The organism is Streptomyces sp. NBC_00386 (genome assembly GCF_036063235.1).
Taxonomy (GTDB): domain Bacteria; phylum Actinomycetota; class Actinomycetes; order Streptomycetales; family Streptomycetaceae; genus Streptomyces.
Map to the genome: position 1 here is coordinate 9,866,995 of NZ_CP107950.1, position 21,226 is coordinate 9,888,220.

The following is a 21,226-nucleotide window of genomic DNA, read 5'->3' on the forward strand; positions in this document are numbered from 1 at the left end:
CCTGTCCTCAGTGATCAACACCTGCACCAACTGAGCGTGACCTGAACTGAGTAGGGGCTGCCGGAAGGGCTCTGCCTGCCTCAACGCAGACGCTCCCGGGTGAGCACAGGCAGAGCCCCCCGCCCGTAACGCGAACACCAGTAGGGGAGTTGGCCTCGGCGTGGACAACTACGACCACCTCGATCTCGACGAGATCGACTTTGCGCCGATGGACGACGCCACCGAGAGACTGGCCCTGCTGACACTGCAGGAAGCACACGACCTGCTCCACCTCCGGCTGACGATCGCCCAGGACGAGCATCCCCTCTCACCGCAAGCAGACCGGCTCGCACGGGAGATCGCCGCACGGATCCCGTCCGAGAACTGACCACCACGCCGCCGCGGCACACGGACTCTGCACACCGGGCGCCCGGGGCGACTGTGGCGCTCTCTTTGGTCGCTGGCTTCGTCACGCTGCCGCAGCCTTCGGCAAAATTAAGCTGAGTTCCATTTTTGGATCATTGGTAGGTCCAAGGGCGCGGGCCGGACTCTTGCTATCCCCGGTCATGGCGACGGACGTAGGTCATGCCTCGAGGCAGGTTTTTACTGCCGACGAGTCGGGTGAGTTCACGGTCGCTACGGAAGGCGTCGGCGGCGTCGTCGGAGGGGACGCCGTCGATTCTCCTCAGATGCCCCCTGACATCTTGCTTGTGCATCAGGTGAACCGGCAGCTTGCCCCGCGCTGCCGGGGTTTCGTTGTGCTGCGGTCTGGGCGCGGTCGGTGTCCAGCAGAGCAGGGCCACCTTCGGGTCGCCTGAGCGCGCCGGATACATCAGGTGCCCGATGCGGCTGCGGCTGCCCTGGACTGTGGTCAGCCGACCGCTGTCCAGGAGCTCCCGGATCGCCTGGCCCACCTCCGGCCGAGTCACTGGGTGCCGCTGCGCCTTGGCCTCTTCGAGAACGTTCCAGATCAGGTCTTCCTCGGCCAGCAGCGCCCGGCCGTATTCATCGAGGTAGCCGAGCCCTCTCAAGGTGCGGATCACCAGGTGCTTGTGCGGCAGTGCGTCCATGCCCACGGCGCCAAGGCCGTCACGGGTGAGTACCCGCAGGTCGTACTCGTGGGTGAGCAGATTGCCATCCGCGCTGATCTGACGTTGCAAGACCCTTGTAGCGAAATCCAGTTCCCGGCCACCTCGCCGCCAGGTGCAAAACAAGAGCGTCCCGGGCTTGAGATGGGCCGGCCAGGAGATACCGGTGATCCGGCGGTCACCCGCCTGGGTCTTCAGGCGGACCTGCTGCCGCGCGGGGATGCTTCGTCCCACGAAGCCGTCGTAGCGGACTCTCAGGTGAATCGCGTCCGGGAAAGACGTCAGCCCACGAAGGACGCCACCGTCGTGTCCGGGCAGCGGTACCCATCCCTCGGTCAGGTGCGCTCTGGTCACCGGCTGGGACCAAGTGATCTGACGGTCCTTAAGACTCAGTCCGAAGGGCCGCCCCAGGTCGGCGTCGGCGCCAAGAAGTGCCAAGGGATCCGCTCCGGAGGCCTTGGCGCCCTTGGCCGGCTGTACCGGTGGCAGCTCGCGGAGTGCAGCGCTGCGAGCCTGCTTCCGCTCCTCCCTCCACCGAGAAGAGGCGTGCGCCACTCGGATGCCTGGTCCGGACGCGACAAGAGCGGCAAGTCGTTCACGTGTAGTGGCGGAGATCTTCCGGAAGGGACGATCAGTGGGCAGATGTCCGGTGCTGAGAGCCAGATGCACGGCGCTGACCGCCACCGGCTCCGCACTGGCGATGAACACAGGACCCTCGCCGGCCAACGCCGTAGCCGCCTCGACGATCGACAAGACCATGGCATCGATGTGCGCTCTGGCCTCGATACGAGTGCTGATCAAGCCGCCGTCACTGACCCACGCCACACCTGCAGCGCCGCAGTCCGGGCGATACTGGCAGGCGACCACGACCAGCCGCTCTTCGGCCTCGGGCGAGATCACTTCCAGCGGCTGGGGCCGCGATGCAGGAATCTTCGACGTAACAGCAGCAAGGGCCTGCACCGGGGACGGCAGCACGGCCGCAGGCTGGGCCGTTGCCGTTGCCGGATGATTGGTCACGGGCCTGGTGAGGATGTCCAGGACCGCCAGCACACACTCTTGCCCACAGGAGCCGGGGCTGTCGGTATGCCGGGCTGCCATACGGTGCGCTGCCGATGCCGCGCCGATCTGCAGCCACAGATCGGCTTCGCAGCTCGCCGCCCGGGCAAAAGCAGTGGATGTACACAGATGCCAGAGTTGCTGGTACCGAGCTGACGGCATGGTGCCGGACGCGTTGAACTGCGACAAGAACTCCTGGTGGCGAACCCTTGCCTCGGCGCTGCGGTCCTCCACCCGGGCAAAGGCCTCGGCGGCACGCCGCACAGCGACAACAGACAACTCAGGCGCAGAGGTTCCAGCCTGGCGCAGACGGCGGACCCTGCTGAACGCCTCCTGGACGGCAACGGCGCGTACCTCGCCAGCTCTGCCCGATGCCGCCGCTCTGCGCTGCACCACAGCTGGGTGCATCATCGTGAGACCCGGAGTGTCCGCGTCCCTCATCACCTCATCGATGAACTCCGATTCGGGCATGGTGCGCAGGCGGCTCGCTCGGGGTGACAGAGAGTTCCTCACCCAACCGTTCTCCGAGGCCCACCCCCACAGATCTTGCGTTGCCGGGGCGAACGCCTCCGCACCAAAGCCCCGCTCCTGGCGAGCCCTGACCAGTTCCTTCTCGACCAGTGCGCCATCGAGTTCCGCAAGCGTGCGCTGCTCCAATGACAGCTGCAGGGGTCGGGGCACCCCATCGACGGTGTACGGAGACTGGATGTCCACGCTCAGCCTGCGAAAGGCGTCCAGACGGGCGGCAAGGCGGCGTTCATCAACCTTGCTCTCTACCGCGACACCATGGAGCAGCAGCATCCCCTGCGTCTTGGCCTGCAAGTACGCCAACGCCCCCTGGCAGACCGCACGCAGCTTCGCATGGCCGATTGCCTGCCTTTCCCTCGAAGTCGCCCGCCCGGCTGCGCACTTGGCGAGCACCGACCGCAATTGCTGACGATCGGTGCGAAGGATTTCCACCAACGCTTCGACCGAGTGTTCCGCCCCCGCCACTTGCTGTGTGCCCTTTCCCTGGTACGCCAGTCCCTGCCCCCTGCACGCATCGTAGGGGCGAAAGTTCCCGACGGCCAGAGGAAAGGCTCTCTGACCTGCTGCTTTCCTGATCGTTTCCCCTGGTCCAGAAGGTAAAAGCAACTCGTCGCGGCGCGTTAGGGGGAAGCAGAACCCAACCTGGCCGGACTACATTTCGCCGGCACGGGCCATGATGGCGCGCCAGCGGCGTTCGAAGTCCTCGGCTCGCCCGTTACTCCTCGTCCTCGTCCTCGTCCTCGTCCTCGTCCTCGTCCTCGTCCGTGGCCGCGTCCCAGGACGGCAGGGTCGTTCCGGCCGCCGTCGTTATCCGAAGTACCTCACATCCCATGAGCCGAACAGCGGCGACGAGACGCCGGCGAACCTGTTTGCTGTCCTCGGGTGGGAAGTTGATTCGGATCTGGTGAGGCCAGGACGCGTCGTAGGTCAGCAGCCAGTCGGCATCGACCATCGCGAAGTGGTCTTGTCTCGCCTCGTCGTGCTCGGAGCGCCACGAGCCCCGGTCCGTGGTGGGAGCCAGCGTCTCGCGCAGGATCCGTAGCCGATCGGGGTGGGACAAGGGGCCTTCGGACAGCCGCAGGCACCGGGTGGGTGCGGGTACGGAAGGCGTTGAACCACGGCGCCAGGTTCGGCTCCATGCTTCCGAGCAAGCCAGAGCTCACGCGTCCGCCGGCCCAGCTCTCGAGAAACTCGGCCGCGCCCATCCGATGGGTCTCGTACCAGCCCTCGCTGCTCCACACCACCACAGGCCACTGCTCCGGAACCCCGTCGGTGAGCCAGCACAGTCGGTCGGCGTCCATGGTGGTGCCCCAGATCAGCAGCCCACCCGGAGCGGGGTGCAGTGGATATGGGTAGCGCTCAGGGTCCCCTTCCGGAGATCCCGTGGGGCGGGGAATCTGCCACTGGATGCCGTTGCGCTTGTTGGTTCCGAACGGAGTCCGGAGGTAGAGGAAATCGCAGAACTCGCCCCAGCCGTAGGCTTCGACAAGTCGCTTGTAGTCTTTCGGCAGCCGGGTACCGATTACGGTCTCGACGGTGATCCAGTCCCCATGGGCGTCCACGGGCGCGGCCGGCGGCGGCACGAGTCGGACCAACCGGTCGCAGTTCGCCGCGCTGGGCTTCGCATCGGCCATGGCGGGAGCATAGGCATCCCCCGGCGATGAGATCGAAGAGATTTCAGGCTGGCGGTGGAGCGTTCGTCCGGATCCGTTCACGGCAGTCCGTGCAGAGTGGTGAGGGAGAGCGAACGGCGTGTTCTGACCTTGCGGCTCATCGCGCTGCGCCGCTGCACATCGAACTCCGCCGTCGCCTGGTCAGCGCTCTATTGCGCCGACCTCGCGGTCCTTGCGCAACGCAAGGTTGCGTATCCCTAGTGCGAGGGCTAGGGTGATACGCAACCGATGGTTGCTTATTGGGGGTACGTGGTGGAGTTCGGAAAGTTGGAACGCGAGATCCAGATCGATGCCGCACCGGAGATCGTGTTCGATGTCGTGAGTCGTCCCGAGCACATCAAGATGTGGTGGTCCGACGACGCGTCGTTCGATCCCGCGCCGGGCGCAGTCGGCGAACTGGTCTGGGGCGACCGCGCCGCGGTGGAGCGGATCGTCGTCGTCGACGTGGATCCGCCGCGCAAGTTCGCCTTCCGCTGGGTCGCCGAAGATGGGCAACTGCCCGCTGCCGACAACTCCCTCCTGGTCACCATCGAGCTCGAGCCCTCCGGTGACGGCACGATTCTGCGCCTCACCGAGAGCGGCTGGCGAGAGAAGGGGTGGGAAGCCGCCGCGCTCGAGGAAGCCTTCCACGACCACGAGCGCGGTTGGGACATGTTCCTGCCCAAACTGCAGGGCTACGCCCCTTCCGTGGTGGCGCAATGACCGCCGCCGTCGACGACGAACTCTGGTCGGCGATAGGCGACCCGATCAGGCGCCGCCTGCTCGACCTGTTGCTCGCGGAAGGAGTCGGTACGCCGACCAGCCTGAGCGATCGTCTCCCGATCACGCGCCAAGCGGTCACCAAGCACCTGGGCGTCCTCGATCGCGCCGGCCTCGTACACGCGACACCGATGGGCCGCGAGCGGCGCTACGAAGTCGACGAGGCGCAGCTCGCCCGTGCGGTCCGCCAACTGAATGAGGTCGGCAGGGCGTGGGATGCGCGATTGAACCGCATCAAGCGCATCGCGGAACAGATCCAGCGACAGAAGCACGACCGAGACGACCGTCCGGCCCCGGAAGAGAGCTCTGACCCACCCCTTCGATCAAGGTCGGCGCCCTGGCTACGTCGCGCGCAATGAACCCATCACCTGTGAACGAACCCATCACCTTTGGAGGACACAATGAGTGGATTGCTGCTTGCTGACAAGAACGCTGTGATCTACGGAGGCGGGGGTGCGATCGGCGGCGCAATCGCACGGGTATTCGCCCGGGAAGGTGCAAGGGTCTTCATCGCCGGGCGGACACAGGAGAAGCTCGACGCCGTGGCGCGCGACATCGCCGCCACCGGCGGGAAGGTCGAGACCGCGCAAGTCGACGTCTTCGACCAACAGGCCGTCGAAAAGCACGCCGAAAACGTCGCGGCGACGGCCGGCAGCATCGACGTCGCACTCAGCGCCGTGAGTGTCATGCACGACCAGGGGACTTCGCTGGCGGATCTCTCGCTCGAGGAGTTCATGCGGCCCATCGACGGCTTCCTGCAGACGCTGTTCATCACAAGCAAGGCTGTGGCGCGCCACATGGGCCGCGAGCGTCCTGGCGTCATCCTGACGTTGTCCGAGCCGGGTTCCAAACTGGCTGTGGGCGGCATCCTGGGACACAGCGTGAGTGCGGCCGGCAAGGAGGCCTTCTCGCGGGTTCTGGCCGCGGAGCTGGCACCCGACAACATCCGGGTGGTCTGCATCCGTCCACACGCTGTCGTCGATGCACCGGCAGCGGGTTCGTACACCAAGGACCTCTTCCAGCAGATGGCGGCAGCGGGCGGGCAGTCGGTCCAGGAGATGCTCGAAGGCGGGGGGATGGTGCAAGGGACGCTCCTGAAGAGGCTTCCTATGCTGTCGGAAATCGCAGAGACAGCCGCGTTCCTGGCGTCGGATCGAGCGGGAGCCATGACCGGCACCGTCGCCAATCTCTCCGCCGGCGCGCTGGTCGACTGAGCCCGTCATGTCCGATCAAGCCGACAAGGCCAGGCTGCTTAGGTCCCTGCATATCCCGGGCGCTCCGCTGGTGCTGCCGAACACCTGGGACGTGGGCAGCGCCCGCGCCGTCGTCAAGGCGGGCTTCCCGGTGGTCGCGACCGCCAGCAACGCGATCGCCGCCGCTCTGGGCTACGACGACGGTGAGGGTGCTCCGAGGGAGGAGATGATGTTCGTCGCCCGACGCATCGCGGCCTCCGTCGACGTGCCGGTCACCGTCGACGCCGAGGCCGGTTACGGGATGGCGCCGGAGGAACTGGTCGAACTGCTGCGGGGGATCGGAGTCGCCGGCTGCAACATCGAGGACAGTGATCACGCCGACGGAGGCCTGATCGACGTCGATGTCCGCGCCGCCTACATCGCCCGGATGCGCGCGGCCGCCGACCGTATCGGAGTGCCGCTCGTCATCAACGCCCGGATCGACTCCTTCTTCCCCACCTCACCTCTGGCCGAGAACCGAAAGCGTGCCGATGCGATCAGCAGGGCCGAGGCGTACTGGTCGGCCGGCGCTGATTGTGTGTTCCCTCCCGGAGCCGGTCTGGACGACCTCCGGGCCATCGTCGCAGAGGTCGGCGCACCGGTGAACGCCGGCTTTCCGCTCGAGCGTGGGTCGCTGGAGGAACTCAGTGCCATCGGCGTGGCCCGGGTCTCCGTCGGGCCCCAGCTGTACCGCAGCGCACTCGATCACCTGCACACCGACCTCCAGCCCCTCCTCGAGACATGAAAGTAGGACCACTCGACCGTCGCAGGCTGGTGCAGGTCACCACCCCTGCGGATGTTGGCGGCCGTGTGCCTCGGAGCGATGGTCAGGATCTGTGGACGGACGTCCCACCGACCCAGCGTTGATAGGTGTCAACGTCGACATTGCTTCCGCAGACGATGGTGACTACATGGCAACCGGCGAACCGGTCACGGTCTTCGAGGATCGCCGCGACGCCCAGTGCCGCCGAGGGTTCGACCACGAGGCCGGCGTGGTCGAACAGCAACCTCATGCCGGCGATGATCGAAGCCTCCTTAGACCGTGTCCTACGTGGTCAGCTTGAGGAGTCGCTTGTAGCAGCAGATGGCCGCGGCGAGTCCGAGAAAGGCCAGGTAGTTGCGAGGATGGCGTTCGTAGCGGGGGCTGAGTCTGCGGTAGCCCGACAGCCAGGACATGGTCCGTTCGATCACCCACCTTCGGCGACCGAGCCGTTCGCTGGACTCGACTCCCTTGCGTGCAATGCGGACGCCAATACGCCTGCCCCACAACCATTTTCGCAGGTGAGGGACGTCGTAGGCCTTGTCGGCATGCAGGCGTTGCGGCTTGAAGTAGCGGCCGTTGTGGGGGTCGTGTCTCGTTTGGTGACCCGTGATCATGGGCTTCAGTGCTTGGCTGTCGTGGGTGTTCGCTGCCGAGAGGCCGACGAGGAGGGGCAGTCCGTTTGCGTCCGACAGGACGTGCATCTTGGAACCCGGCTTGCCCCGGTCCACGGGGCTCGGACCTGTGAGTTCGCCCCTTTTTTAGCCCGGACGTGGGCGGAGTCGAGGACGGCGCGGGACAGGTCGAGCAGGCCGGCGTCGTTCAGGCGGTGCAGGATCTCTTCGTGCAGTCGGCCCCAGACACCGGCTCTTGACCAGATCAGGAACCTGCGGTGGGCCGTCGACTTCGATATCCCGAAACACGGCGGCAGTGCCCGCCAGGCGCATCCGCTGACCAGCACGTAGATGATCGCGGCGAACAGCGTCTCATCAGGTGTGTCCTGCGTCCCGCCACCCTGCGGCCGCATCTTCGACGGCGGGATCAGCGGCTCCGCGATCTCCCACAGCCCGTCCGGAACAATCCAACTCCACGTACCCCGCCCCATGACAGACCCAACGACCGAACCCCACGTAGGACACGGTCTAAACCACCTGCTGCGGTTCCAGGGTCGAAGCCTCACGACCGCGAGCCCGATGCGACCGAGCTACTTCTTCTTGCCCTGGGTCTTGTCGGAGATCTTGACGACCTGCTTCTTCCCAGCTCAGGGGCGGTGGGCTTGTGCGTCTGGCCGTCGTTTGTTGGTCGTCATTGGCCGCTGTTGAGCACCCTTGGACGGCCCAGAGACGGCCCAGCTTTGCCGCGCGACTGACGGCCAGCACTCTCGATGCGCGCCGCCTGAACCTCAGCCGAAGACAGTGAGCCACGACGGCGGGTGCGCTGACCGACCACGCACGCGTATGCCCCGCTGCACCCCCGCTAGCCTCAGCCACGCTGCCGTCGAGACGAGCAAGCCCCGACGACCGGGGCTTGGCAACGGCGGTCGAGCCCTCAGCGCGGGCTTCTTGGCGGTGGTTGCTGGGCTGAATTGCGCCGGAATGGTGTTCGAGTCCGAACGGGGCTTTGTTGTCAACGGCCCATTAGGGGATCCCGCTTTACGGCGAGAGCATAAGAAACATTTCGACCTGAACCTACTTCTTGATACTGGATATGCTACCAACTACGTCTTTGAGTGCTTGCACTCGCCCCGCGTAAAGAGGATCCAGCATTGAAACGAAAGTGATCACGGCCCATCCGAATGCCAAGATGTATAGCGCGTTGGAAAATGTGCCGCTGACGCTTACGTCGGATAGATGCAAGGCCCAGAGCATGCCAATCGGCACTAGTCCAGATAGTGCTTTGCCTGTATAGGTAACTGCGGTGTTCTTGACGGATTTCTTTCCACTCTCGCTCGCGTGTCCAATTGGAATTTCTCCGTACTGCCTTCGAATCACCGGGACTATAGCTCCGGCGAATTCACGCAGCAGGGCCTCTCGGGTTGAGTCGTCGGGGAGTGCGAGCAAAAGCTCTGCGCTTCTCAGTCTGCAAGCAGAAAGGGATACCTGTTGCTGTAGTCGCTCCCTATAGGGCGAATCTTTCATATCAAGGATTTTGGGTATCCCGTGCTCCAGGCATTCGGCAGCCCGATGGAGACGCTCAATCATCTCCCGGCGAGCATCCAGGGAGCGCAGGGAGTCACTATGGCCCGTCAACATGTGGGTAAGTAGCTGGAGTTCAGCAAAGAGGACGACGTCTGGATAGTAGTGGAGTCGGGAGAAGTCCAGTACCGCGGATATCGTGCGCATGGTCACCGCGAATGTCATCGACAGTGAGATTATTGTCGTTAGGCAGAAAATGCAAGCAAAGGAAACGGCCTCCGCCACCCCGCATTCCGGGGCAGCGTGAGGGTAAAATTTCCCCTGAGTTAAGCCGATAATGGCACCCGTTGCCGCAAGTGTAAGTGAAAGTGCGAAAAGGGGAGATCGCCTTTTTCTGAAAATGAGTAGGCGTAGATATTGGTAAAGTATACAAATGCTGGGTGTGATGACTATTGCCTGAACCCATGCCGCGGCAGAGGTGATGTCGGCTAGAGCGAATGGGGTGAGCGTCAATCCGATACCGGGTAGAATCAAGAAAGGTGCGATAACAAACCCCCTCGCCCCTTCTTTTCGGTTCTCCCTTGCTGCGAGGTAGCAGTATTTGCGAAACAGCCGACGATCGCCCTCTTTCACGCCTTGATCGTACGCTTGTTCCACGGTGGGCCAAGTGGCATAACGCCATCGCGCCTCGGATATCATGAAGAGGGCTATCCGCCTCTTAAGTGACACTTTATGATGTGATCGATTATGATTCCTTTGGCTCCCCATGGCGCCTACCTCAAGGTCGCTGTTGATTCAGCTTCCAGGCTGCTTCTGCTGCCATTTTCCCTCGGCCTTCTCTGGTCTGCACGCCGACGGGAACTGGCACGTAAAGGGCTGGGGCAAGAAAGCGAGCTGCTGCTGCAGGTCGAGATTGCTATCTGTGCGGTACGGGCGGCGGCCGGGTTGGAGCGGGACGAAGGCAGGAGCGCAGGCCCGACCGGGGGTCGGGCCGCGCGCGGGGAGTGGAGCGAGCCGCCTTGAACTAGTAGGGCTTGGTCATCTTCACCCGTGAGTGGAGTGTCTGCTGGTGTGTGAGCGTCGTTGACGTGGTGTGACACCTGGGGAGATGGCTGAGGTCCGGGAGGACCTGGAGGCGTTCGCGGCGGGGTTGTTCGACGGGTTCTTCCGCGCGGATCAGCGGCGGTGGGGGCAGGCGTATGTACGGGGACTGCTGCTGGAGGGGCGGCGTAAATCGGTGGAGCCGATGGCGGCCCGTCTGGGTGAGGACGGCAACCGGCAGGCGCTGGCGCATTTCATCACTTCCAGTCCGTGGGATCCGGCGCATGTGCGGGCCCGGCTGGCCTGGAGGATGCACGAGGAGATCGGGGCGGAAGCGCTGATCGTCGACGACACCGGCTTTTTGAAGGACGGGGATGCCTCGGCGTGTGTGTCGCGGCAGTACACCGGCACCGCGGGCAAGGTCACCAAATGCCAGGTCGGGGTGTCGCTGCACCTGGCCCGTGAACATGCCTCGGCCGCGGTGAACTGGCGGCTGTTCCTGCCCGCGTCCTGGGATCCCGCCTCCCCGGAGGCGGATGCGGACAAGGTCGCCCGCCGCACTCGTTGTGGCATCCCCGACCAGGTGGGGCATGTGGAGAAGTGGCAGCTGGCCCTGGACATGATCGACGAGACGCGGTCCTGGGGCATCGATATTCCCCTGGTCGTCGCGGACGCCGGCTACGGTGACGCCGCCGCGTTCCGTCACGGCCTGGAGGAACGCAACCTGCCCTATGCGGTGGGCATTTCCTCCCGTCACACCGCTCATCCGGCCGCCGCCCGGCCCGTCCAGCCTGTCTACGCGGGCAGCGGCCGGCCACCGAAACTGCAGTATCCCGAGCCCGCGCAGACCGTGAAGGACCTGGTCATCGCGGCCGGGCGGGCGGCGACACGGCCGGTGTCCTGGCGGGAAGGCTCCCGGCCGGGCAAGGGGATCAGCGGCTTCAAGCGTATGTACTCGCGGTTCGTGGCCCTGCGCATCCGCCCGGCCGGACGCGGGGTCCGGCAGGCCAACGACGGTCCTGAGCTGCCCGAACGCTGGCTGCTGGCCGAGTGGCCCGCCACCGAACCCGAACCGGTGCAGTTCTGGCTGTCCAGCCTGCCCTCCGGGATGCCCCTGGCCACGCTGGTGCGGCTGGCCAAGCTCCGCTGGCGCATCGAACACGACTACCGCGAGATGAAACAGGCCCTGGGGCTGGCCCACTTCGAGGGCCGCACCTGGGGCGGCTGGCATCATCACGTCACCCTCGTCTCCGCCGCCCACGCCTTCTGCACCCTGCAACGACTGGCACGAGACCCAAAAGACGTGGTGCAGTCCTGAGCCTCTACCGGATCGTCCGCGAACTGCAGACACTCCTCGCCACCTGGACCGGCGCCTGCCCCACCTGCCACCAAGACATACCCACACCCATACGAACCTGACCAAGCCCTACTAGGATCCGTCTTCAAACGGATCTTGCCCATAGCAGGAATGACGCGAGACTGACCGCTGCTTCGTAGGAGGTGGCGGTCTTGATGCCCCTATGGATGTCAAGCTGCGAGGGCCTGGTCGCGGGGCCGAGCGTGGGCTCGGATGATGGTCGTGTAGAGCTCTCGGGCGACATAGCGTTTCAGGCATCGGATGGCTTCGCGTCGGGTTTTGCCTTCGGCGACGCGTCGCTCGACGTAGCTGCGGCTGCGTGTCTCCCAGCGGAGTCGAGCAAGGACGATCGTGTAGAGAGCCGAATTGGCCTGACGGTCACCGCCTCGGTTGAGCCTTCTGCGCTGTGTCTTGCCGGAGGAGGCTTCGACCGGGCTCACCCCGCAGAGCGAGGCGAACGAAGCCTCGCTGTGGAGTCGTTCGGGATTGTCGCCTGTGGCGATGAGCAGTGCTGCGGCGGTATCCGGGCCTACGCCGTAGCAGTCAAGCAGCGGCGGGACGTGCTGCCGAATCATGTCGGTGATCTGCTGCTTGAGAGCGGCGATCTCATCGTCGAGTTCCTCGACTCTACGGGCGAGCAACCGCAGGGTGAAGACCGCGGCAGCCGTGGCGGTGCCGGCCGTAGACCTGTGCAGTGACTTGCAGGCTCGGACCAGTTTGGGAATGGTCAGCCCGTCGAGGGGCTCTCGCAGCTCTGGACTGGCCGTCACGAGTACGGCCCTGAGCTGATTGACAGCCTGGGTACGAGCTTTGACCGCGGAAACCTTGGCCATCTTGAACAGCCGGAGAGCTTCAACGGGACCGTCGGCGAGCTTGGCCGTCGCAGTGGCTCGGCCGGACAGCACGGCGTGAGCTGCAGCTTCGGCATCAATGGTGTCGGTCTTGCCGCGACGGCGGCGTGTTGCCTTGTCCGGCTGGTTCACCTCGATGACGGTCAGCTCGTTGGTGCGCAGAAATCGGCTCAGCGCGGCTCCGTAGGAGCCGGTGCACTCGACGCCGGCGCGGCTGACCAGACCTGATGAACGGGCCCAGTCCAGCAGTTGCTGGTAGCCATCGGCCGTGGCAGGAAAGCTCCGGGAGCCGATCAGCTTGCCCGTTGTCGAGATCACGGCTGCCACGTGGGTGTCCTTGTGGGTGTCGACACCCAGGACGACCTCACGCTGGCAGTCCTGAAAACGGATCGGCTGGGTCGTGTTGGTACTGGTCATCGGTCTCCTGCCATCGAACCGGAGTTGGTGGCTGTTGCCGGGCCGGCAGGGTGGTCAGGGACTGTGACGGTGCCTGTCGCGAGGCCCCTATCGGGACACACCCGCCGGTCCGACGACAGCGAGTGCCGTCTCGGACAGTGGCCGACAGATCAAGACTCAGGACATGACAGACGCTCCTATAGTTGTCAACTTGCCGCGGAGGCCCTTCGTGGGGCCGGCCGAAGCAGGTGGTAGACCTCGCGGATGACGTAGCGCTTGAGGCATCTGATGATCTCGCGTTTCGTCTTGCCCTCAGCGGTGCGGCGGGCGACGTAGTCGATCGTGGGCTGGTGGAACCGCATTCGGACGATGACAGTTCGGTAGATCGCGGCGTTCAACTGGCGGTGGCCGCCGTGGTTGATGCGATGCCTGCCGCTGGTCATGCCCGAGCCGGTGGGCACCGGAGCGATGCCGGCCAGCTTGGCGAGAGCGGCTTCGGACTTGATCCGCTCGGGGTTGTCGCCGGTCACGACGAGGATCTCCGCGGCGGTGTCCACGCCGATACCGAAGGGCTCGAGCAGCTGCGGGGCGACTCGTTGGACCAGGCCGCCGATCATCTTCGTCAGTTCCTTGGCCTCGGCGTCCAGGTACTGCCACCGCTTGGCGAGCGTCCGCAGGGTGTGACGAAGGGCGTCTTCGGGTTCCTCCAGACGGCGAGGACGCAGAACCGCCAGCTGCCGCGCCAGACTGATCTGGGTCTTCCCGGCGGTCTCCCGGCGCAGGGCATCGGGGGCGTGAACGAGTATCGCCTTCATCGTGACCATTGCCGAGGCACGCTGCTCGACGGCCTGGTCATGAGCGATCTTGAGCTGGCGAATCATCTCGGCCTCACCGTCGGCGGTCTTCGGCGTGGCCGTCGCGAACCCGGCCAGCATGGCGCGGGCGGCGTTCTCGGCGTCCAGGGTGTCGGACTTTCCGTTCATACGCCGCAGCCGCCGGTCCGGACGCCCGGCCTCGACCACCTTGTGACCGGCCCTGCGCAGGAATGAGGTCAACGTGGCGCCGTAGGAGCCGGTGCCCTCGATCCCGAAGGCCAGGATGGTGCCGAACGAGGCAGCCCAGTCCGCCAGCTGCTGGAAACCGCCGGTGTCGGTGGGAATCGTGAGGGTGGCCAGGATTCCGCCGATGGTGTCCATCACCGCTGCGACGTGCACGTGCTTGTGCGTGTCGACGCCGATCACGACGTGTCCGGACCTGGGTTGCTCGCTGGTCTGCACGGAGTTCCTTCCGGTCGGTAGCGTGGGGTTCACGCTGTCGCCGGCCGGACGGACAGGACTGTCACGGGGACGCTTTGGCGAGTCGGCTCCAGGCTCTTATCAGGTCACGTCCGTCCGGCGGCAGCGCTTGCTGCGTGCCCGGCCGGGCGGTCGACAGATCAACGCCAGGACACTCACGGGGTCAGTCATAAGCAAGAGTCAGACCGCCTCAGCCGGGGCTACCCAATCCTTGCGGGATCCGGTGCGAAAAGACTGACAGTCGTAGCTCGAGCCGACCCGGCCCATGCTGCGGCGGATACCGTGCCGGCGGCAGACGTCGGCGAAGGCGGACGCGCTGTATTGGGCGCCCCATAGGAGGCTGCCCGGCGCAGGATCTCGCGTTCCAGCTGCCACGCCTTCTCCGCCTTCAGCAGCCGGGCATTCTCGGCCCGCAGCCGGGCCAGCTCCTCCGCCTCGCTGATGCCGACGTCGCGGCCTGCGGGCGCGGCCTGGGCCTCATCCTTGCGGACCCATGTCCGCAGGGACTCGGCGGTGATGCCGAGATCCGCGGCCACCGCCGCGTACGTCCGCTGGCCTGCCGCGGCGCGGTAGAGCGCAACAGCGTCCTTCCTGAACTCCTCCGGATACGGAGACTGGCGTCCCACCTGGACATCCCTCCCTGGACCATCAAGATCCATTGTCAGGGTGTCCACTCCAAAGGATCATCCTCACGCAGGAGGTTCTCCCCGGCTTCGGCCCACAGCCTCATCTGTCGTTCCGCGCTCCGCTCGAAGTCGACGTCGCCGTCCGGGCCTTCGCTGGTACGGACCCGGGCCAGCGTGCCGACGCTTTCCTCGGGCTGGTTGGGCATGAACGCCAGGACGGTCCTGCATCCAGGCCCCTCGGTCACGCCGAAGACGTGGCCGCGCCCGGCAGCGGTCTGGGTGTCGCGGGGGTCACGTGCGCGGTGGACCGCTGGTGAACCGTTTCGCGGATGGGCGGGGGCGCCTGGTAGCTCTGCTCTGTGCCGCAGCAGCCGAAGGCGCTGCACCACTGACGGGCACGGCGTGAACACCGGTATGTCTGGGCCCAGTTGTCTTGTTACCGAATGCGGACAGAACCGGGTGAACAATGCTTGTCCCGGCGTCATCTCATGGGGTGTAGCGAAACAGCCGATGCGGCCGGCCGCCCTGCGAAAGCAAGGGAAGGTGCCGTGTCCTGACAGATCATGGGGGAGCTTTCATCATGACCACGTACCGTGCCCGCCGTACCGCCCGTACCGCCGCTCTGGCCACCGTCACCGCCGCGCTGGCGCTGGGCCTGACCGCCTGTGGCGGCGCCGACGGCGGCTCGAAGGCGGCGGGCCGCGACCCCGGTGCGGGGACCGCCCAGAGCCGGTCCGTATCCGACGGGGACGCCAAGGGCGGCGCGGCGCAGGCCAACAGCAGTGGTGACACCAAGGAAGGGGCGCCCTCGGCGACCGCCGCGGGCGGGGCGCAGGAGATCGCGAGCAAGAGCACAACGGCCGGCGCCCAGCAGTGCCGCGGAGACGAGATGCTGGTCACCGCGGTGCACCGGTTCGCCGGCCAGCAGGGCGACCACCTGCTGCTCACTGCGGTGAACGAGGGCACCAAGCCCTGCTGGGTCACCTCCTACCCGGCCGTGGTACTCGACTGGAACACCGACAACGTCGCGTTGCCGCACTCCAAGAAGGACGCCCCGGGCGGCGACAAGCACATCACGCTCCAGCCCGGAGGCAAGGTATACAGCGCGGTGAACCTCTTCGAGTACGGCTCCAAGAACCACACGGCGCAGTCACTCGCCTTCGCGCTGCGCGGCGAGGACGGTCGCCCCGGGCCCTTCTACTCCGTAGTCAGCAAGGGGCAGAACCAGAAGTTCACCTGGAACGAGGCCGACGTGCTGAACTGGAACGCCAAGAAGCCGTACGACTTCTGACGGTCCGATGGTGACGTGTCACCGCCTTCCCGCACGTCCACGGCCGGCGACTCGCAAGGCTCCCGGGCGGCCAGCGGACCGGTGACTCGGCGAGATCACCGGAGGCCGCCCTGCGGACCCACACGCTCAACCGGCCAATTGCAACGCTCAGCTTGTTCTTTATCTAGCGGTGTCGAAATGCGCCTCGAACTAGGCTGTTCACCTGGGCATTTGCCAGACATGACAACAGCCTTCGCTTGATCCTGTGCTCCGTCACAGAGATACGGGATCAACCGAAGGCTGTTGTCATGAGTGTGCTGCATCGCCGTGTCCGGCGGGAAGCGTTCGTGGAAGCGTCATGCTTCCGGGCCGACTTCTACGAGTGTTTGACCGCGCGGGGCGATGAACTGTTCGAACTGACCGACGCGGTGCTGTGTGTCGATGGGCCGGTTGTCTCGCCGGTGGACCTGACGCTGGTGCCCGAGCATCGCCGTGGGCACGGAGCGATGTACGGAGCCCTCAACCGCGGCCGCATCGATGTTGAGCGGCTGCGAACTGTGCTGGCCGGGCTGCGGTTGCCCCGGTTCGAAGCGAGGCGTCTGGTGCTGGCGGTTGATGTGTCGCCCTGGCTGCGGTCGGATGCGCCATGCTCGGCGGACAGGCTGTTCTGTCACGTCTATGGGCGGGCGAAGTCGGCGTCACAGTTCATCCCGGGCTGGCCGTACTCCTTCGTCGCCGTCCTGGAACCCGGGGCCACGTCATGGACCGCGATCCTGGACGTGGTCCGGCTCGGCCCCGCCGATGATGCGACCGCAGTCACCGCCGCCCAGTTGAAAGCCGTGGTCGAGCGGCTCGTCGCGGCAGGCCAGTGGCAGACCGGAGACCCGGACATCACGATCGTCATGGACGCCGGCTACGACGTCACCCGTCTGGCCTGGGTGCTGCGGGACCTGCCCGTCGAGCTGGTCGGCCGGATCCGCAGTGACCGGGTGATGCGCCTGCCGAAACCGCCCCGTGTCTATGCCCCGAGGGGCGGGCGCCCGCCCAAGCACGGGCCCGAGTTCCGCTTCACCCAGCCCGAGACCTGGCCCGAACCGGCCGTCGTGACGGCCACCGACACCATCAACTACGGCAAGGCAGAGGCCCAGGCCTGGGATCGGGTCCACCCACGGCTGACTCACCGTTCGGCCTGGCTGGAGCACGACGGTGAACTCCCCGTCGTTGAGGGCACCTTGGTCCGCCTCAAGGTCGAGCACCTATCCAAGGACCGCCAGGCTCCGCCGGTGTGGTTGTGGTCCTCGAAGACCGGCGCCGTCCCGGAGGACGTGGACCTGTGGTGGCAGGTGTTCCTCAGGAGATTCGATCTGGAGCACACCTTCAGGTTCGGAAAGCAGACACTCGGATGGACCACCCCGAAGGTCCGTACTCCCCAAGCCGCGGACCGCTGGACCTGGCTCCTGGTCGTCGCCCACACCCAGCTCCGCCTCGCCCGACCTCTCGCCATCGAACTCCGCCGGCCCTGGGAAAAACCGGCCAAGCCCGAACACCTCACCCCAGCCCGGGTCCGCCGGGGGTTCAGGAACATCCGCGCACACCTGCACTGCCCCGCCCATGTTCCTCAACCAACCGGAACCGGACCCGGACGCCCTCCCGGCTCGAAGAACCGGCGGCCCGCCACCCGCTACGACGTCGGCAAAACCGCCAAACGTCCCGAGACTCTCAAGGCCATCGGCAAACCTGGAAGATCTTGGTAGATAAAGAACAAGCTGAGAGGTCGTTTTCACCTGTACTGCCTTGATATGGGCCGATTCTTGCAATGTGGGATTGCGGTGCCGAAGAGGTAGCAGGTGTGCGCGGGGCATGCGAGCTGGGCGGGGTGAGAGGTGGCTTGTTCCTGTCTCATCCCAAGACGCCCGGTCTTCGTCGCCGTGTGCTTCTGTCGCCGCTGCTTTGCGCCTGGGCGCACTCGATAGGCGGCGATACGCCGGAAGCATGCCGACGCGACGCCCGTATCCGAGTGATCTGTCCGATGCCCGCTGGGAGTTGATCGAGCCGGTGCTGTCCGCGTGGCGCTTCGAGCGTCGCGGCAGGGCCTTGGACCGCCCGAACACGAACTGCGCGAGATCATGAACGCGATCTTGTATGTGGACCGCACCGGCGTCCAGTGGCGTTACCTTCCGCACGACTTCCCGCACTGGAACACGGTCTACGGCTACTTCGCCAAGTGGGCGAGACAGACGGCGTGTTCGCTCAGCTCAACGGCCTGCTCAGGCAACTACTGCGGCAGAAAAAAGGGCGGATCGCCGAACCCTCGGCCTGCGTGATCGACGCGCAGAGCGTCAAAACTTCCACCAGCGTCCCGGCCTCCAGTCAGGGGACCGACGCCGGGAAGAAGATCGTCGGGCGGAAGCGGAGCATCGTCATCGACACGATCGGCCTCCTGCTCGCGGTGCTGGTCACGGCGGCCAGCGTGCAGGACTCCGTGGCCGGCACTCAGCTCCTGGACCAGGTGGCCGCCGACCACCCAGGTATCCGCAAGGCGTGGGTCGACGGCGGTTATCGTCAGCACCTCGTTGAGCACGCGGCCACGCTGGGCATTGACATGGAAATCACTCAACGCAAGTCCGGGACCAGGGGATTCACCCCGATCCCGAAACGCTGGGCAGTCGAGCGGACCTACGGCTGGCTCATGCTCCACCGCCGACTGGCCCGCGACTACGAGACCCTGTCCGTCCGCTCCGAAGCCATGATCCACATCGCCATGACCGACCTCATGGCCCGCCGCCTTACCAGCGAGAACGCCATCTCCTGGCGTGACGTCACAGGCCTCTTCGGAGCCCAGCTGGTCGACGGCGGCCAGGACTGCTTCCGGGCCGAGGTCGTCGACGAGCTCCACCCAGGGCAGGAGGTCCGCGCCGGCAGGGTCGTTTTCGGCGTAGTCCTGGACCTCGCCCCAGGTACGGAAGAGGAAGAGTTCGTGGTGGCGCGTGCCCCGGCCGTTCTTCAAGTCCTGGGCGGCCGCCGCCAGGCTGCGTAGCGCTCCTCCGCCGCCGGCCATGGCGACACGTCGTCCAGCGTCGATCTGGTGGAGAACTTCGGCCATGGCTCCGCCGTTGGTGCGGCACAGTACTGCGTCAGGGTGCTCGACGGGCTCAGGACGCGTCGTGGTGGACTGATGGCCACTCAGGCGTAGGGGTGAGCGGGTGAGAGCGAGCCACCGGTTGGCTTCGGCTGCCAGGGCGGGGCCGAAGCGGAAGGACTGGGTGAGGGTCAGGTGGGCACCGTCGAATCCCGTCATGATGTCGCGGGCTCCGCGCCAGCCGTAGATCTGCTGCGCGCTGTCACCGACGAGAACGAGTTGGGCGTGGCCGCGTTGGAGGTTGAGGACGTATTCGATGGCTGGATTGGTGTCCTGGGCTTCGTCGAGCAGGATGTAGTCGGAAGCGATGTGGTGATCGTTGAGCTGCCACACCTTGACGTAGTGGTCGTGTTCAACTTTGAGTTTGTCGCCGCGAGGGTCCTTGACATCGTTCCACACGCGCTGGGCGTAGGGCAGAACCGTGGTGGCCAGGACGCGGTGGATGGCGAAGTCCTCGGCGCCGCGCTGGACGGGCACGTGCTTGGGCTCGAGTTCTTTGTCGGCGGACTGGCAAAACAGCAGGACGGTCTGCTTGGCGATGTAGGCGAGGCTGGTGTGCTCGAAGACCCGCTGGTTGACGGTGAGCTTCTGCTTCAGGCCCAGAAGGTCGGCTGTCTTCCACGCGGGGATGCGAGCACCGCCGAACCGGTGCCGGTAGCGGTGCCCGACGGCAGCGTAGGCCAGGCCATGCCCGGTGCTGCACTTGACGCGATGGGGAAAACGGCGGGCTGCGGCTTCTTTGATGGCCCGGTTGAAGGCGACGTAGAGACCGCGGCGGTGGGTGTCCGCGGCCGCAAGGAGTTCGAGAGTGGATGTCTTGCCTGTGCCAGCCCCGGCCTGGAGGACGAGGTTCTTCCCCGTCGTGAAGGCTGTAACAGCGTCGCGCTGTTCAGGGGTTGGGATCAACGTGGGCACCGCGCACGTCTCCATTCATCCGGTGTGGGGCTGTGTGCTCTGGCCGAATAAGGGCCTCGACCGGAGCGTGACAGACGGCACTGACACGGCGGGGAGAAGATTCGCACAGGCGGCTTGTTCTCGAATCTCGGCTCGGCTTCTTGGCGCTATCCGCTCATAGAGAGCCCGACGACGGCGGCTCAAGGATGGCCTGTGGCCCGTAGAGGGGAAGGAAGTCGCCGCATTCGCCGAAGAATTCACCGCTGCCCAGTAGCGATAGCTCAGATACCCCGCTCGAGGATCGGCCGAGGGCAGCGCCCCGGCGGGTGCGGCCGGTAGCCCGGCAGCGAGGAGAGACGCTCGCACCCCCCGCCGTACTCGGGAAGCGCGACGCCCATCTCCTTCTCCATCGCCAGGAAAACTGCTTTGCCTCCGGGGACTGACCGGTGGTCTGCCAGGGATAGTCGGGCCCGTCGGCCAGCGCCCGGCGGATCAGCCGACGGCCACGCAGCATGGGAGAGGAGGCTCACCACTTGGACGAGGCGGCGCTCGTCGCCCTCACCGACCGGATCAGTAGTGGACCAGCAGGAAATCCGCAAGACGGGGCCGCCGGGGGCAGGCGATGTCGCGAGGTAGCTGCCGGTGGCTGGGCGGCACGGCGGGGGTTGAGAGCGCAAGCATCGATCAGACTGCGGGTATGGAACGCGAGTTGGGGCGTATCGCCTCCAGCTGCGGGCTGATCGGGCGGAAGGGGACGGCCATCGAGTGGTGGGTTCCGATCGCGCTCGGCGTCCCCTGCCTGGTCGTGACACCACGCGGGGCTGGGGCTGGCCCCCGGATCGTCGACTTCGCTGCGGACACCGCACCCGACGGCCGCCGTCGGCCCGTCCTAGGTTCCCGCATCGGTGGGCCCATGGTGTACCGGCCCCGCGGCGCGGCGCCGGGCGTTTGGGGGCCTCCTTCGGAGAGGATCACGGTCGCCAGGGCGCCGTCCTCACCCCCGACCCGTGGGTCGAGCGCGTTCGGCTCGGCAGTGGGCACCCGCGGCAGAGCTCCGCTCGACATGCGTCCGCACGTCGTTCGCGTCAAGGTGGAAATGTAAGCCGCTCGCGGCGGGAACCACCGTCGTGGGGCCGACGAGAACTCG

General features: G+C 65.9%; 14 protein-coding genes and 6 pseudogenes. 9 read left to right on the top strand and 11 right to left on the bottom strand.

All coding sequences use genetic code 11. The annotated features are described in order from the left end of the window. The first annotated feature begins 160 nt into the window (after nucleotides 1–160). Nucleotides 161–367 carry a DUF6417 family protein gene (locus tag OG780_RS43280; protein WP_328457757.1) on the top strand — a complete coding sequence of 69 codons (207 nt, stop codon included), beginning with the start codon at nucleotides 161–163 and terminating at the stop codon, nucleotides 365–367. A gap of 166 nt (nucleotides 368–533) precedes the next feature. On the opposite strand, the gene OG780_RS43285 is transcribed toward OG780_RS43280, so the two are convergent. From OG780_RS43285 to OG780_RS43295, 3 genes and pseudogenes are all read right to left on the bottom strand, one after another. After that, nucleotides 534–3,116, bottom strand: coding sequence for a hypothetical protein (locus tag OG780_RS43285; protein ID WP_328457759.1), 2,583 nt, complete (start codon nucleotides 3,114–3,116; stop codon nucleotides 534–536). Nucleotides 3,117–3,366: 250 nt separating this feature from the next. Next, nucleotides 3,367–3,711, bottom strand: a complete 345-nt coding sequence (locus OG780_RS43290) for a hypothetical protein (RefSeq protein ID WP_328458795.1) — start codon at nucleotides 3,709–3,711, stop codon at nucleotides 3,367–3,369. 205 nt (nucleotides 3,712–3,916) lie between these two features. After that, nucleotides 3,917–4,234: pseudogene (locus OG780_RS43295) on the bottom strand (SMI1/KNR4 family protein); the annotation flags it as partial. Between the two features lie 357 nt (nucleotides 4,235–4,591). On the opposite strand from OG780_RS43295, the gene OG780_RS43300 reads away from it, so the two are divergent. The 4 genes and pseudogenes from OG780_RS43300 to OG780_RS43315 all read left to right on the top strand — a co-directional run bounded on the left by OG780_RS43300 (nucleotide 4,592) and on the right by OG780_RS43315 (nucleotide 7,060). Continuing rightward, nucleotides 4,592–5,026, top strand: a complete 435-nt coding sequence (locus OG780_RS43300; protein ID WP_328457761.1) for an SRPBCC domain-containing protein — start codon at nucleotides 4,592–4,594, stop codon at nucleotides 5,024–5,026. Then, nucleotides 5,023–5,352, top strand: a pseudogene (locus OG780_RS43305) (ArsR/SmtB family transcription factor); the annotation flags it as partial. The gene OG780_RS43300 and the pseudogene OG780_RS43305, both read left to right, overlap by 4 nt. Before the next feature lie 132 nt (nucleotides 5,353–5,484). Then, on the top strand, nucleotides 5,485–6,297 hold the full coding sequence (locus OG780_RS43310; RefSeq protein ID WP_328457764.1) for an SDR family NAD(P)-dependent oxidoreductase: 813 nt from the start codon (nucleotides 5,485–5,487) through the stop codon (nucleotides 6,295–6,297). A gap of 7 nt (nucleotides 6,298–6,304) precedes the next feature. Next, nucleotides 6,305–7,060 carry an isocitrate lyase/PEP mutase family protein gene (locus tag OG780_RS43315; RefSeq protein ID WP_328457766.1) on the top strand — a complete coding sequence of 252 codons (756 nt, stop codon included), beginning with the start codon at nucleotides 6,305–6,307 and terminating at the stop codon, nucleotides 7,058–7,060. Nucleotides 7,061–7,142: 82 nt separating this feature from the next. Here OG780_RS43315 and OG780_RS43320 read toward each other — a convergent pair. The 3 genes and pseudogenes from OG780_RS43320 to OG780_RS43330 all read right to left on the bottom strand — a co-directional run. Continuing rightward, nucleotides 7,143–7,352 (bottom strand): annotated as a pseudogene (locus tag OG780_RS43320) (threonine dehydratase); the annotation flags it as partial. A gap of 10 nt (nucleotides 7,353–7,362) precedes the next feature. After that, a protein-coding gene (locus OG780_RS43325; RefSeq protein WP_328456333.1) for an IS5 family transposase occupies nucleotides 7,363–8,180 on the bottom strand; the annotation gives its coding sequence in 2 pieces (ribosomal slippage) (nucleotides 7,363–7,832 and nucleotides 7,832–8,180; 819 coding nt in all). A 583-nt stretch (nucleotides 8,181–8,763) separates the two neighbouring features. Then, nucleotides 8,764–9,843 carry a hypothetical protein gene (locus tag OG780_RS43330; protein ID WP_328457768.1) on the bottom strand — a complete coding sequence of 360 codons (1,080 nt, stop codon included), beginning with the start codon at nucleotides 9,841–9,843 and terminating at the stop codon, nucleotides 8,764–8,766. Nucleotides 9,844–10,318: 475 nt separating this feature from the next. On the opposite strand from OG780_RS43330, the gene OG780_RS43335 reads away from it, so the two are divergent. Beyond that, entirely contained in the window at nucleotides 10,319–11,569 is a 1,251-nt protein-coding gene (locus tag OG780_RS43335) for an IS701 family transposase (RefSeq protein ID WP_328448233.1), read from the top strand. A gap of 209 nt (nucleotides 11,570–11,778) precedes the next feature. Here the strand turns inward: OG780_RS43335 and OG780_RS43340 are convergent, their stop codons facing one another. From OG780_RS43340 to OG780_RS43355, 4 genes and pseudogenes are all read right to left on the bottom strand, one after another. Beyond that, the gene (locus tag OG780_RS43340; RefSeq protein ID WP_328457770.1) at nucleotides 11,779–12,876 is read right to left on the bottom strand and encodes an IS110 family transposase; all 1,098 of its coding nucleotides are present in this window, start codon (nucleotides 12,874–12,876) and stop codon (nucleotides 11,779–11,781) included. Nucleotides 12,877–13,061: 185 nt separating this feature from the next. Next, nucleotides 13,062–14,132, bottom strand: a complete 1,071-nt coding sequence (locus OG780_RS43345) for an IS110 family transposase (protein WP_328457772.1) — start codon at nucleotides 14,130–14,132, stop codon at nucleotides 13,062–13,064. 357 nt (nucleotides 14,133–14,489) lie between these two features. Next, nucleotides 14,490–14,776, bottom strand: a pseudogene (locus tag OG780_RS43350) (transposase); the annotation flags it as partial. Nucleotides 14,777–14,811: 35 nt separating this feature from the next. Beyond that, entirely contained in the window at nucleotides 14,812–15,021 is a 210-nt protein-coding gene (locus OG780_RS43355; protein ID WP_328457774.1) for a hypothetical protein, read from the bottom strand. 335 nt (nucleotides 15,022–15,356) lie between these two features. On the opposite strand from OG780_RS43355, the gene OG780_RS43360 reads away from it, so the two are divergent. From OG780_RS43360 to OG780_RS43370, 3 genes and pseudogenes are all read left to right on the top strand, one after another. Continuing rightward, a complete protein-coding gene (locus OG780_RS43360) occupies nucleotides 15,357–16,067 on the top strand; it encodes a DUF4232 domain-containing protein (protein WP_328457776.1) in 711 nt (236 codons plus the stop codon). A 287-nt stretch (nucleotides 16,068–16,354) separates the two neighbouring features. Further along, nucleotides 16,355–17,800 carry an NF041680 family putative transposase gene (locus OG780_RS43365; protein WP_328443500.1) on the top strand — a complete coding sequence of 482 codons (1,446 nt, stop codon included), beginning with the start codon at nucleotides 16,355–16,357 and terminating at the stop codon, nucleotides 17,798–17,800. Between the two features lie 238 nt (nucleotides 17,801–18,038). Next, nucleotides 18,039–18,861 (top strand): annotated as a pseudogene (locus tag OG780_RS43370) (IS5 family transposase); the annotation flags it as partial. A gap of 501 nt (nucleotides 18,862–19,362) precedes the next feature. Here the strand turns inward: OG780_RS43370 and OG780_RS43375 are convergent. After that, nucleotides 19,363–20,115, bottom strand: a pseudogene (locus tag OG780_RS43375) (UvrD-helicase domain-containing protein); the annotation flags it as partial. Nucleotides 20,116–21,226 lie beyond the last annotated feature (1,111 nt).

Excerpts from the sequence above, each read along its gene's own strand:
- OG780_RS43340 (WP_328457770.1), bottom strand. The coding sequence starts at position 12,876 with ATGACCAGTACCAACACGACCCAGCCGATCCGTTTTCAGGACTGCCAG.
- OG780_RS43365 (WP_328443500.1), top strand. The coding sequence starts at position 16,355 with ATGAGTGTGCTGCATCGCCGTGTCCGGCGGGAAGCGTTCGTGGAAGCG.
- OG780_RS43335 (WP_328448233.1), top strand. The coding sequence starts at position 10,319 with ATGGCTGAGGTCCGGGAGGACCTGGAGGCGTTCGCGGCGGGGTTGTTC.
- OG780_RS43360 (WP_328457776.1), top strand. The coding sequence starts at position 15,357 with ATGACCACGTACCGTGCCCGCCGTACCGCCCGTACCGCCGCTCTGGCC.
- OG780_RS43310 (WP_328457764.1), top strand. The coding sequence starts at position 5,485 with ATGAGTGGATTGCTGCTTGCTGACAAGAACGCTGTGATCTACGGAGGC.
- OG780_RS43315 (WP_328457766.1), top strand. The coding sequence starts at position 6,305 with ATGTCCGATCAAGCCGACAAGGCCAGGCTGCTTAGGTCCCTGCATATC.